The 13,341-nt window shown below is 40.8% G+C and carries 8 protein-coding genes; 4 read left to right on the forward strand and 4 right to left on the reverse strand.

The window, feature by feature from the left end; all coding sequences use genetic code 11:
• Positions 1-3 precede the first annotated feature (3 nt).
• On the reverse strand, positions 4-2,112 hold the full coding sequence (gene rlmKL, locus M1E96_RS14040; RefSeq protein WP_369427136.1) for a bifunctional 23S rRNA (guanine(2069)-N(7))-methyltransferase RlmK/23S rRNA (guanine(2445)-N(2))-methyltransferase RlmL: 2,109 nt from the start codon (positions 2,110-2,112) through the stop codon (positions 4-6).
• 99 nt (positions 2,113-2,211) lie between these two features.
• Here rlmKL and M1E96_RS14045 point away from each other — a divergent pair, with 99 nt between their 5' ends.
• Complete coding sequence (locus tag M1E96_RS14045) at positions 2,212-3,324, forward strand: YcbX family protein (protein ID WP_070924874.1); 1,113 nt, start codon at positions 2,212-2,214, stop codon at positions 3,322-3,324.
• 94 nt (positions 3,325-3,418) lie between these two features.
• Here the strand turns inward: M1E96_RS14045 and M1E96_RS14050 are convergent, their stop codons facing one another.
• From M1E96_RS14050 to pepN, 3 genes are all read right to left on the reverse strand, one after another.
• The gene (locus M1E96_RS14050; protein ID WP_272580909.1) at positions 3,419-3,964 is read right to left on the reverse strand and encodes a cell division protein ZapC; all 546 of its coding nucleotides are present in this window, start codon (positions 3,962-3,964) and stop codon (positions 3,419-3,421) included.
• A gap of 276 nt (positions 3,965-4,240) precedes the next feature.
• On the reverse strand, positions 4,241-5,251 hold the full coding sequence (gene pyrD / locus M1E96_RS14055) for a quinone-dependent dihydroorotate dehydrogenase (protein WP_140180873.1): 1,011 nt from the start codon (positions 5,249-5,251) through the stop codon (positions 4,241-4,243).
• A 294-nt stretch (positions 5,252-5,545) separates the two neighbouring features.
• Positions 5,546-8,164 carry an aminopeptidase N gene (pepN, locus tag M1E96_RS14060; RefSeq protein ID WP_369427137.1) on the reverse strand — a complete coding sequence of 873 codons (2,619 nt, stop codon included), beginning with the start codon at positions 8,162-8,164 and terminating at the stop codon, positions 5,546-5,548.
• Positions 8,165-8,682: 518 nt separating this feature from the next.
• Between pepN and pncB the strand changes: the two genes are divergently transcribed.
• The 3 genes from pncB to M1E96_RS14075 all read left to right on the forward strand — a co-directional run bounded on the left by pncB (position 8,683) and on the right by M1E96_RS14075 (position 13,282).
• A complete protein-coding gene (gene pncB / locus M1E96_RS14065) occupies positions 8,683-9,897 on the forward strand; it encodes a nicotinate phosphoribosyltransferase (protein ID WP_272580911.1) in 1,215 nt (404 codons plus the stop codon).
• A gap of 317 nt (positions 9,898-10,214) precedes the next feature.
• Positions 10,215-11,615 carry an asparagine--tRNA ligase gene (gene asnS, locus M1E96_RS14070; RefSeq protein ID WP_272580912.1) on the forward strand — a complete coding sequence of 467 codons (1,401 nt, stop codon included), beginning with the start codon at positions 10,215-10,217 and terminating at the stop codon, positions 11,613-11,615.
• 530 nt (positions 11,616-12,145) lie between these two features.
• On the forward strand, positions 12,146-13,282 hold the full coding sequence (locus tag M1E96_RS14075; protein ID WP_315968970.1) for a porin: 1,137 nt from the start codon (positions 12,146-12,148) through the stop codon (positions 13,280-13,282).
• The last annotated feature ends 59 nt before the right edge of the window (positions 13,283-13,341 follow it).

Raw genomic sequence — 13,341 nt, forward strand, 5'->3', positions numbered from 1 at the left:
CCTTTACGCTGCATGGCGAATTAACCAGCAGTTATGAATCTGACGGTTTCGAGCAAAATCTTCTGAGCGAGTTTTGGCGGTAATTTCTTCTGCTTGTAGCCCTAACTCAGTGAGTGCTGCGAGATCCATTTTAAAACCACGCTTGTTATTGGAAAACATGACAGTTCCCCCTTTACGTAACAAACGTTTTAAATGTGTGATCAACTGAATATGGTCACGCTGTACATCAAAAGTACCCTCCATACGTTTTGAATTAGAAAACGTTGGTGGATCAATGAAAATCAGATCAAACTGCTCATTGCTATTCGCTAACCAATTCAAACAATCAGCTTGGATCAATCGATGCTGACGTCCCGTTAACCCATTCGCCTGTAAGTTCTTCTCAGCCCATTCTAAGTAGGTACGTGACATATCAACAGAAGTGGTACTCTTCGCACCACCGAGCCCTGTATGTACCGTCGCAGATCCTGTGTAACAGAATAAGTTTAAGAAGTCCTTACCGTGACTCATTTGCCCTAACATACGACGAGCAATGCGATGATCCAAAAACAGCCCTGTATCCAAGTAGTCTGTCAGGTTAACCAACATTTTTGCGTTATATTCATTGACTAAAAAGAAATCATCTTTCTGAGCCAATTTTTCATATTGTTGTTTACCCTTTTGACGCTGACGTGTTTTTAAAATCAATTGGTTCGATGAAAGTTGTAACACATTCATCGTTGCGGTGATCACATCAAATAGGCGCTGGCGTGCTTTGCGTTCGTCCACTGTTTTGGGTGGAGCATATTCCTGAACCACCACTTTCTCACCATAAATATCAACGGCAACGTTATATTCAGGTAAGTCAGCATCGTAAACGCGATAGCAGTCAATACCTTGCTGTTTTGCCCATTTACTCAGTTTTTTATGGTTTTTACGTAGCCTATTGGCAAAATCGGGTGAGATTTCACCGACAGTATCTGATGGTGTTTCAGCTAATAGGTAATTTTTTTGTACGCAATCCAACGGACCATTTTTCGCTTTAAATTCGCGTTCAGAACGTAATTGTAAGCAGCTTAATAATTCAGGTGAAGCACTAAAGATAGATAAACGCCACCCCGGAAAACGCGCTTTAACAACTCTGCCTAATTGGCTATGTAAAGCAATCAGTGCTGGCTCACTTTCTAAGCGCTCACCATAAGGTGGATTGCTAAGAATGGTCCCTGTTACTTCCGCTGTGACTGGGTTTTCCAGCATTGCTGCATCACCTTGATTAAAGCTAACCAGCTCCTGTACACCAGCTCTACGTGCGTTAGCACGTGCCATATCGAGAACACGCTTATCTATATCAAAACCATAAAAACGTGAAGTGGTTTCTTTCAAGCCTTGGCGAAAACGGACTTGTGCCTCAGTGGTCAGCTCGCGCCAAAGTTCAGGATTATATTTTGACCATGCATAGAACCCCCAGTGCTCGCGATGTAGACCCGGAGCCCTATCAGCCGCTATCATTGCCGCTTCAATCACTAATGTTCCTGAACCACACATAGGATCGACCAATGGTGTGCCTTTTTGCCAACCCGAACGGTTAATAATCGCCGCGGCTAAGTTTTCTTTTAATGGCGCTTGCCCCGCTAGATCACGATAACCACGAATATGTAATGAATCACCGCTAAGATCGAGTGCAACGCTAGCTTTTTCTTTATTTAAATAAACGTTCACACGAATATCGGGTTGCTGACGCGCCACATCAGGACGCTGATCAATTTTGCGAACAAAACAATCGACAATCGCGTCTTTGACTTTTAATGCCCCATATTGGCTATTACGAATTTCTTCGTTGGTTCCGCTAAAATGAACTGAAAAAGTATCATCGACAGAAAAAATTTCTGTCCAATCGATAGCCTGCACACCTAGGTACAGATCTAAGTCGCTATAAACATCAAACTCATTCAATGGTAATAAGATACGGGATGCCAGCCTGCTCCACAGCAGGCTCTGATACATCACCCGTTCATCAGCCTGAAAATGAACGCCCCCTTGTGCAATTTTGCACTGGCTAGCGCCCAGAGCCTCTAATTCAGATTTCAGTAGTTCTTCTAGGCCACGAGCTGTGCTGGCAAACAGAGAATTCATAGTATTTTTTACCAATTTGGATGAAAAATTGTTGCGCATTATAGCTAATCTTATGCACTTGTCATAAAGTTGCTCAGCAACAATTATAAGGATTAAAAAATGATAACGCTTTCGCGCCTTTATACACACCCAGTCAAGTCTATGAGAGGGATCCGTCTATCCCATGCCTACGCAGATACTAGCGGGCTAATATTTGACCGTAATTTTATGGTAACAACACCTGAAGGTAAATTCATCACCGCAAGAAAATACCCGCAAATGTTACTATTTACACCAGCAATGTTAAATAATGGTCTGTATCTCAAAGCGCCAGATGGTGAAAGTGTGACGGTATTGTATCAGGACTTTGATCAGAATCAGAGCCCAACTGAAGTTTGGGGCAATCATTTTCATGCACTGATAGCCCCAGAAGCCATTAATACTTGGTTAAGTGGCTACTTTGATGAGCCCGTACAACTTCGCTGGTTAAGCCCTCAACTATCACGTCGTGTTAAAACTATGCCTGAAGTGCCAATGTCTTTTGCTGATGGCTATCCATTTTTATTGATCAATGAAGCTTCAGTGCAAGAATTACAGAGACGTTGCCCCGCCAGTGTCAAACTAGAGCAATTTCGCGGTAATTTGATCATCACGGGAGCCAAGCCTTTCGAAGAAGATACATGGAAAACAATCCAGATCGGTGACGTTGTGTTTACCTTAGATCGTTCATGTAGTCGTTGTATTCTAACAACCGTTAGTCCAGAAAAAGGCATCAAACACCCAAATAGTGAACCATTAGCCACTTTGCAAACCTTTCGTACTCAAGAAAATGGCGATGTTGATTTTGGGCAGAATGTGATTATCAATAATACGGGGGTTATACGTGTTGGCGATAAGGTGACGGTACTTGAGACAAAACAACCCAATCAATATATACCGAGGCAAAGAGAAACTGATGCAGATCCTGTAGCGGCAACACCGCTAAGTACGGTAACAGTAACTTTTGAGCATCAAGAATATGAAGGAAATAATCAAGAAGTTATCCTTGAGCAGCTCGAATCAAAAGGAGTATCGCTACCTTATTCATGTCGCGCAGGAATTTGTGGTAAATGCCAAATAAAACTCATTGAAGGTGAAGTGACACCGTTAAAACAAAGTGCAATTAAAGATAATGGCTATATATTAGCATGCAGTTGTGTCCCCAAAAGTGCAATTAAATTATCTTTAAAATAAATCCAAGAACCATCATAAATTAATTATTATTTTAATGATGGTTTTATTGATCTTATAAAATCTAAAAAAATACAATTCGATCATGAGTGATCTATTACATTACTTTGCCATAAACTAGCCCGCTAGACTTACGTTTATATTGCATCATGCGATCGTTCATGATCTTAATTGGATCACAAAAGCGTAATGTGCGATCTGGTAATTCTAATTGTGACTCTGCAAGTAAACATAAACTCGCCGATGCGCCTGCTTCAGCAATAATAAAAGTGGCAATATTGCTGGTGTTTTCTAAACAGACTTGAATAAGTTGACCTTGAGTAGGCTCAGTGATGTCATGATAGGACGAAAAATACCAACTCTTTGGCATTTGTGGTTTTAAAAAGCGAAAGGCGACCAAGCTATTTAAAACTAATTCTGCTCGTTCTTCATTTGACAGATTTAGCCTTTTCGCTTGCTCATCGAATATATAAAATTCACCAGCATCCTCAATACTAAAAGGCATTTCAGTACGCGCAAACGCAGTTAACATTTTTGCTGGAAAACATGAGCGAAATATCATGCCATTGGCGAGATCTAACATCACCCGATCATGGTCATGATCAAAATACCACCGCCAGTGATCATCGGGTTTTATTTTCATATACGAACCCTTTTTTTGATGTATCAGTAAAAAATATTTTATAACTGCATATACTCTAAATAATTTGAGGTACAGCTAAACATAAATAATGGTATGTTGAAACATAGAGGCTATGAATGTTATCAAGCGTCTTCAACGTATACTTAATACTACTATTCTAAATCTAACTTGCCATACCCTAACTTGAACTATTGTGAGTATAAAATATCGACTCTATATCAATATAAAAGAAAAGGGGGCACAAATAAAGCCCCCTTTAGGTAAATTTACAGTTAACTATATATGGTTCACAATATCTTTTATTAATTTTGGCCCATTATATATAAAACCTGAATAAATTTGGATTAATGAAGCCCCTGCTTCCATTTTTTCTCTGGCTGAAGTTAATGAATCAATTCCACCCACACCAATAATTGGTAATTGACCATTTAACTCACGAGAAATTATCCGGATCACTTCGGTGCTTTTAAGCTGCACTGGACGCCCACTTAATCCCCCCGCCTCGTTGCAATGATTTAACCCTTGCACTAAAGAACGGTCTAAAGTGGTATTTGTCGCGATAACACCATCAATATTATGGCGAACCAAACTGTCGGTCACTTGTATTATTTCTTCTTCGGTTAAATCAGGTGCAACTTTGACTGCAACAGGAACATATTTTTGGTATTTTGATTGTAATTCCAATTGCTTTTGCTTAATTCCACTTAATAAATCATCTAATGCTTCACCATATTGTAATGTACGTAAACCCGGTGTATTCGGCGATGAAATATTAATTGCGATGTAACCTGCATGGCTATAAACCTTATCCATGCAAATTAAATAATCATCTTTTCCTTGTTCAACTGGCGTATCTTTATTCTTACCAATATTAATTCCAATTACGCCACCGTAAGTTGATTTTTTAACATTCTCAACAAGGTTATCTACACCCTTATTATTAAATCCCATACGGTTGATCAACCCTTCAGCCTCTACAAGCCTGAATAATCGAGGTTTATCATTACCTGATTGAGGACGAGGCGTCACAGTGCCAATCTCAACAAAACCAAAACCCATGGCACCAAAAGCATCAATGCACTCACCATCTTTATCTAAACCGGCGGCTAACCCAAGTGGGTTTTTAAATGAAAGCCCCATACATTGAACGGGTTTAGTTGCGACAGATTGGCGCAGAAGACATTTAAAAGGGGAATTATTCAAACGCTGAAGCTGGCGAAAAGTCAGTTCATGGGCTTTTTCTGGATCAAACTGGAATAGAGCCTTGCGGGCAAGGTGATATAGCATATCTGATAACCTATTAGCGATTAAAGACACAATGCTCCGCGCGTCAAAACACCCGCCAAAATTTAATTTGCCGAGGCTATTTTAACAGGGATACATTTTCATCCGATAAAACGCGACATAGATTACCCTATCTAAGCCTGTTTAATCTATGAAAAGATCAATTTATTATGAATTAAGCAATCGAATCGCCACATACCCTTGATCTTCATCTCAACATTATCGAATTGATTAAAAAGAAAACACCCCTGAGAAATTTCTCAGGGGTGTTTGATATCAGCGCGCAATTAAACGACTTTAGCTCTCAAGCGCTTTAGTGACTTTTTCAAATAGATCACCAGAAAGATTATCTAGACCTTTTAGCTGTTCTAAAGTATTGCGCATCAAGTTTTGGCGTTTTTCATCAAAACGCTTCAAACGGATCAGAGGCTCAATCAGTCGTGAAGCCACCTGTGGATTACGCGTATTTAGATCGACTAAGATTTCATACAAGAACTGATAACCACTACCATCCAGTGCATGGAATGCCGCTGGATTGCCTGAAGTAAATGCACCAACCAATGAACGAACTCGGTTTGGGTTACTCATGGTGAAAGAGCGGTGATTTAACAGGCTACGCACTGTTTCCAGCACATCAGCAGCTGGACGACTGCCTTGCAAGGTAAACCATTTATCCATGACCAAGCCATCATGATGCCAGCGTTCATCAAACTCAGCCATTAACTCAGCTAAACATGGCAATTGAGATTCACTCGCTGCGGTCAATGCCGCTAATGAATCTGTCATATTATCTGCACCATAGAACTGTTTAGAGACAAGTTTATCTGCGAGTGGTTGATCATCCCCTGCCGCAATGTATTGCAAGCACACATTACGTAAAGCACGTTTAGCAATATCTTGATGATCAACACGGTAACCATCAATTTGGATTGACTGATAAACCGCTAAAAACTCATCAGCCATTCCTACCGCTAATTGGTGAGCAATAAAATCAGCAACAGCATGAATCGCATCTGGGTCGATGATTTGGAAAGACTCCGCCATCTCATTTTCGGAAGGCAAAGTTAAAATCAACGCCGCTAAAGCAGGATCAATATTATCGCTCAGTAGAACAGCTCTAAACGCATCAATCACATGCTCAGGCAATATCAGTGTTTTGCCTGCTTGATAATGCTCGACATTGATCTTCACATAATTACTAATCAATTGCTGAGCGGCATCCCAACGAGAAAATTCATTGCTGGCGTACTGCATTAAAAATGCCAGTTGCTCATCACTGTATGGATAGTCCAATTTTACTGGTGCTGAAAACTCACGTAGCAGAGAAGGCACGGGACGACTTGTGACTTCATCAAACGTAAAACTTTGTGACTCTTGGGTGATATTTAAAACCGAGTTTACTGGACTACCGAGATGTTGTAATGGAATAACCTCGCCATCTTCACCATACAGTTCGATATCTAATGGAATATGTAATGGATGTTTCTCTGATTGATCCGCGGTTGACGGGGTCATCTGACTGACATGCAAGACATATTGCTGTTTTTCTGGGAAATATTCATCGCGAACAGTAAGAATTGGCGTACCTGATTGGCTATACCAACGACGGAATAGAGAAAGATCGACATTCGAGGCATCTTCCATTGCCTGCACAAAATCATCACAGGTCGCTGCGCTACCATCATGGCGATGAACATATAACTGTATCCCTGCTTGGAACATCTCTTCGCCTAATAGCGTGTGGATCATGCGGATCACTTCAGAACCTTTTTCATATACCGTTAACGTATAGAAGTTGTTCATTTCGATCACTTTCTCGGGGCGAATTGGATGAGCCATTGGGCTAGCATCTTCAGCAAACTGAGCCGCTCGCATCACTTTAACGTTATTAATCCGATTAACCGAGCGAGATCCCAAATCGGAACTAAACTCTTGATCACGGAAAACGGTTAACCCTTCTTTAAGACTTAATTGGAACCAATCACGACAAGTAATACGGTTACCAGTCCAATTATGAAAATATTCATGACCAATAACAGATTCAATATTTAAATAATCTTTGTCTGTCGCTGTTTCACTTTTAGCGAGTACATATTTTGAGTTGAAAACATTTAGACCTTTGTTTTCCATTGCCCCCATATTAAAGAAGTCAACGGCAACAATCATATAAATATCAAGGTCATATTCAAGGCCAAAACGCTCTTCATCCCACTTCATGGCATTTTTTAGCGATTGCATAGCCCATGGCGCACGGTCAAGATTGCCTTTATCGACAAATAGTTCAAGCGCCACTTCGCGGCCAGTACGTGTAACAAAGGTATCCCTAAGAACATCAAAATCCCCTGCTACTAACGCAAACAAATAACTTGGTTTTGGGAATGGATCTTGCCATTTTACCCAATGGCGACCATCTTCTAATATGCCATCCGCAATGCGGTTACCATTTGATAATAAATAAGGATAGCGTTGTCGATCTGCGGTAATTGTAGTCGTGTAACGTGCTAACACATCTGGGCGATCTAAATAATAGGTGATATGACGAAAGCCTTCCGCTTCACACTGAGTACACAGTGCATCACCAGAAACATATAACCCTTCTAATGCGGTATTTTTTTCAGGACTAATTTCATTAACAATACGCAAAGTGAAGGATTCAGGCAACGATGACAGCACCAATTTACTATCTTGTTCTTGATAATCAGCCCATGCATGGCCATTTACTTCAACACTGATTAATTGCAAATCTTCACCGTGAAGCTCAAGCGTGGAAGAGTTCACATTCAGTCGTTTGACTTGGCTCACTGCCGTGACAACTGTTTTTGCAGGATCGAGATTAAAATCAAGGTCAATTTCTGAGATGGTGTAATCAGGGGCTTGATAGTCCTGACGATATTTCGCTTGTCGCAACTGGGTCATAAGTAACCTTTTTAATTCGTAAATTCGATATCGTAGTTTTCTCTTTGTTTTTTATACTCTTAATAGTTCGAGATGCAGCTAGGCGATATGTGGGTGAATCTAGTCACTATGTTTTAAAACAATGCCTTAAAAAGTACTGCAACTTGAAGTATACGAGTATTCATACTATACGCTGCTACAGCTCTCTTGCCTATGATCAGGCTTTTAAAAACCATTTTCTGCATGACTCATCATTTCTAGACTCTAGTATCAACAATTGTTAAAAATTGGTTTGTTCGTTGATGCTATAACGCTGTTAAATAGAAAATTACGTGTTAGTATCATTTCATACTTTAATGGCCCAATATGTATATATTAACGTTTATTAAATAATATTATCGTTTGGGTAAGAAATTGGAAATGCGATACCAGCAATGAATGATCAATTTGACTTCTATCTTCTAGCAAAATGGGTATACTTTTCCAACTTTAACGATTTAGCTAATAAGTAGATAGCTCCGCGAGGACGCCTGCGCGCCATGAATCTAGACGCTACCCCGATTATTACATCACTGCTCGACACTGATGCTTATAAGCTTCATATGCAGCAGGCCGTGTTTCACCATTACAGCCAAGTTCCGGTTGTTGCCGAGTTCCGTTGCCGTAGTAGTGAAATTTTAGGCACCTATGCCAATGAAATCCGCCAACAAGTGCAATTAATGGCAGACCTCTCCCTAACCAAGGAAGAGTTCCATTACTTAAGTAGCCTACCTTTCTTTAAAGAGGACTACCTCACATGGCTGAAACAATTCCATTTCAAACCAGAGCAAGTCGATATCTCGACCACTGATGATGGGCAATTAGCTATTCGCATCAGTGGACCATGGGTCGAAGTGATTATGTGGGAAGTTCCCCTACTAGCTCTCGTCAGTGAAATTGTTCAACGCGATAGACATCCGCAAATTACTGCGGATGATGCTGTAAAACAGCTAAAAAAATTACTTACAGTGTTTTATAGCCAAGCGGAAGAGGATCATATCGACCTCAGCCGTTTCAAATTAATGGACTTTGGCACCCGTCGTCGTTTTTCATATGATGTACAATCCGCGATCGTGTCTGTGCTCAAAAAGGAATTCCCTTACCTTGTTGGAACAAGCAACTATAAGTTAGCTCATGAACTTGGACTTTCCCCTGTCGGGACACAAGCACATGAATGGTTCCAAGCTCACCAACAAATTAGCCCTGAGTTAGCCAATAGCCAAATAGCAGCTTTACAAAGCTGGCTTGATGAATATCCAGATCAACTTGGTATTGCTTTAACCGATTGTATCACCATGGATGCGTTCTTGCGCGATTTTGATGCCGATTTTGCGAAGCGCTACCAAGGATTACGCCATGATTCAGGTGATCCTATTGAATGGGGAGAAAAAGCGATTGCCCATTATGAAAAATTGGGTATCGATCCAATGAGCAAAACCTTGGTATTTTCCGATAGCCTTGATCTGCAAAAATCCTTAGAGCTTTATCGTTATTTCCACAAACGCATCAATCTGGTGTTTGGTATTGGTACGCGATTAACCTGCAATATACCCGGCGTTATTCCATTGAATATCGTCATTAAATTGGTTGAGTGTAATGGCAAACCCGTCGCTAAACTTTCTGATAGCCCGGGTAAAACCATTTGTGAAGATGATGAGTTCGTCAATCAGCTACGTAAAGCATTTGACCTACCAAAAATGGAAAAAGCCTGTTAATTCTTTTTTTCTTCCTTGTGTGATGCCTCTTACTACCATCTAGGCATCACACAAAAATAGACTTCTTCTTGCTATTCAGATATGAATTAGGTTATAGCTAAACCTGTTTGTTCCTTTATAGTGCAAAAGATAGTGCAAAAGTCGCGATTTTTTACTTGTTTCCTGCCCCACTGCAAGTAACATAGAAAGTCGAACCTGATATATCGCATTTCAGGAACACAAATACGTTCACTGGGCTATAAATAAGCATTAAATGCCTATTAAGCGCCGTGAAAATATCATTATTTATTTCGTTTATATAAAAGAGAGTAATTTTTATGATCGTAGCGCCTGTAGTCGATGTACTGCAAGGCCGTGTGGCGGTTGGCTCTGAAGTCACCGTTCAAGGCTGGGTACGTACAAGGAGAGATTCAAATGCTGGTTTTTCTTTCCTCGCCGTTTATGACGGTTCCTGCTTCAATCCATTACAGGCTGTCATCAATAATAATTTATCCAATTATAACGACGAAGTACTGCATTTAACGACAGGTTGTTCTGTTGAGGTCACGGGGATCGTCAAAGAGTCACCAGGCCAAGGCCAATCTTTTGAAATGGATGCAACCGCAGTGAAGGTAGTGGGTTGGGTTGAAGATCCTGACACATACCCAATGGCAGCAAAACGTCATAGCGTTGAATACCTTCGTGAAACAGCACATTTACGCCCACGTACTAACTTAATCGGCGCTGTTGCTCGTGTTCGTCACACCCTTGCACAAGCATTGCATCGTTTCTTTGATGAACAAGGCTATTTTTGGGTTTCAACCCCAATAATTACCGCATCAGATACCGAAGGCGCAGGTGAAATGTTCCGCGTTTCAACGCTGGACTATAACAACCTGCCACGTAACGATAAAGGCGAAGTTGATTTCAGTGAGGACTTTTTCGGCAAAGAAGCGTTCTTAACGGTATCAGGTCAGCTGAACGGTGAAGCTTATGCAACTGCACTGAGCAAAGTTTATACTTTCGGCCCTACCTTCCGCGCGGAAAACTCCAATACTAGCCGTCACTTGGCTGAGTTTTGGATGGTTGAGCCTGAAGTTGCATTTGCTAACCTTGATGATGTCGCGGGTCTCGCTGAGCAAATGCTGAAGTTTGTCTTCAAAGCTGCGCTGGATGAACGTCGTGATGACCTAGAGTTCTTTGCTCAACGTGTTGATAAAGAAGTTATCAATCGCTTAGAAAGCTTTGTAAGCTCAGATTTTGCTCAAGTAGACTACACTGATGCCATCAAGATCTTAGAAAATTGTGGCCAGAAATTTGAAAACCCAGTTTACTGGGGCGTCGATATGTCTTCCGAACACGAGCGCTATTTAGCTGAGCAACACTTTAAAGCGCCTGTTGTCGTTAAAAACTACCCGAAAGATATTAAAGCTTTCTATATGCGTCTTAACGAAGATGGCAAAACCGTGGCAGCAATGGACGTTCTGGCACCGGGTATTGGTGAAATCATCGGTGGCTCACAACGTGAGGAGCGCCTTGATATGTTAGATGCACGCCTTGCTGAGATGGGTATGAATAAAGAAGATTACTGGTGGTACCGTGATCTGCGCCGTTACGGCACCGTGCCTCATTCAGGTTTCGGTCTTGGTTTTGAACGCTTAGTGGCTTATGTCACTGGTGTAGGTAACGTTCGTGAAGTGATCCCATTCCCACGTACCCCAAGAAATGCTGCATTCTAATTCTTAACATCTATTTAATATCGGGCTGTTTTATGCTTAATAGCCCGATATTATTTTAGTTCATTAATGACTTCCCTTTATTATATTTGTTATCTGCATCACACTATTGCTTATATAGTTCAATAAATCACCTATTCGTGAGTGCCATTTACCTTAGCTAAGAAAAATCTGCTTTTCTCATCATTTTTTCGGTTTTCTTTGGATAAATCTATTACTTATCCCTCTCCAACTTGTTCAAAAAAAGCTCAATTTGACCTTTGAAAAAGTTCCCTAAATTTTGTAATTATTTTTAAACTGGTCAAACCTGTGGTTATTTTTTATTCTATTTTTTACATTTAGAAACACCTTGTTACCATTTGTTTCAGAATCTTTATTTTTGTAGCACTTTGAGGGTAGATAAATTTATTTAGCAATGGAACACTGGACGCCGACATAGACGACACTAATCTCTCATAAATAGTTCCAATTATTTTTGCGAATTATTTTTGGCAGTGGCAGGTGTCCGAATAACACCAATGAGGGTAATAATAATGATGAAACGCAATATTCTTGCAATGGTTATCCCAGCTCTGTTGGCTGCCGGCGCAGCAAACGCAGCTGAAGTATACAACAAAGATGGCAACAAATTAGACGTTTACGGTAAAGTTGACGTTCGTCACTATTTTGCTTCTGCTGACAAAGGCAAGAAAAGCGAAGATGGCGACGATTCACGTGTTCGTTTAGGTGTTAAAGGTGACACTCAAATCACTGACCAACTGACTGGTTTCGGTCGTTTCGAGTGGGAAACTAAGACTAACAAGTCTGAAAGCAACAACGAAAACAAAAACCGTCTAGCATATGCTGGTTTGAAATTTGCTGACTTCGGTTCAATCGACTACGGCCGTAACTACGGTGTTGTCTATGACACCAACGCATGGACCGACGTATTCCCACTGTGGGGCGCGGACACTATGGCTCAGACTGACAACTTCATGACTAGCCGTAACCGTAACCTGTTAACTTACCGTAACAACAATGCTTTCGGTTATGTTGATGGCCTGAGCTTTGCTCTGCAATATCAAGGTAAAAACGGCGACAACAACAAGTCTGGCGCTGGTATGGCTAAAGACAACGGCGACGGTTTCGGTTTGTCTACCGCTTATGACTTAGGTTGGGGTGTAACACTGGGTGGTGGTTACTCAAGTTCTTCTCGTACTCCAAGCCAACAAGCAGGTTCAGTAACTACCGGTACTGGTACTAGCGCAAAAACTTACTACAGTGCAACGGGTGATCGTGCTCAAGCATGGAACGTTGGTGGTAAATTCGACGCTAACAACGTTTACTTAGCAGCTATGTATGGCCAAACTCAGAATACATCTCGCTACGGTGACCTAGATCTGATCGCTAACAAAACTGAAAACGTTGAATTGGTGGCTCAGTACCTGTTCGACTTCGGTCTGAAACCATCTATCGGTTATAACCAATCTAAAGGTAAAAACTTAGGTAACGGTTACAACAACCAAGACCTAGTTAAATATATTTCTGTTGGTTCTTACTACTACTTCAACAAAAATATGTCTGCAGTTGTTGATTACAAAATTAACCTGCTGAAAGACAATGACTTCACTAAAGAATACGGCATCAATACTGACAACGTCGTTGGTCTGGGCCTAGTCTACCAATTCTAATTATTGTTTAAACAATAATTTAGATAGCAGTGAAATCTGTTTTTGAAAAGCAACGCTTC

Source organism: Providencia sp. PROV236 (assembly GCF_033676985.1).
Lineage (GTDB): Bacteria > Pseudomonadota > Gammaproteobacteria > Enterobacterales > Enterobacteriaceae > Providencia > Providencia manganoxydans.

What these genes read in the sequence shown, in the direction of transcription:
- rlmKL (WP_369427136.1), bottom strand. Translation starts at nt 2,112, where the DNA reads ATGAATTCTCTGTTTGCCAGCACAGCTCGTGGCCTAGAAGAACTACTG.
- M1E96_RS14045 (WP_070924874.1), top strand. Translation starts at nt 2,212, where the DNA reads ATGATAACGCTTTCGCGCCTTTATACACACCCAGTCAAGTCTATGAGA.
- M1E96_RS14050 (WP_272580909.1), bottom strand. Translation starts at nt 3,964, where the DNA reads ATGAAAATAAAACCCGATGATCACTGGCGGTGGTATTTTGATCATGAC.
- pyrD (WP_140180873.1), bottom strand. Translation starts at nt 5,251, where the DNA reads ATGCTATATCACCTTGCCCGCAAGGCTCTATTCCAGTTTGATCCAGAA.
- pepN (WP_369427137.1), bottom strand. Translation starts at nt 8,164, where the DNA reads ATGACCCAGTTGCGACAAGCGAAATATCGTCAGGACTATCAAGCCCCT.
- pncB (WP_272580911.1), top strand. Translation starts at nt 8,683, where the DNA reads ATGAATCTAGACGCTACCCCGATTATTACATCACTGCTCGACACTGAT.
- asnS (WP_272580912.1), top strand. Translation starts at nt 10,215, where the DNA reads ATGATCGTAGCGCCTGTAGTCGATGTACTGCAAGGCCGTGTGGCGGTT.
- M1E96_RS14075 (WP_315968970.1), top strand. Translation starts at nt 12,146, where the DNA reads ATGATGAAACGCAATATTCTTGCAATGGTTATCCCAGCTCTGTTGGCT.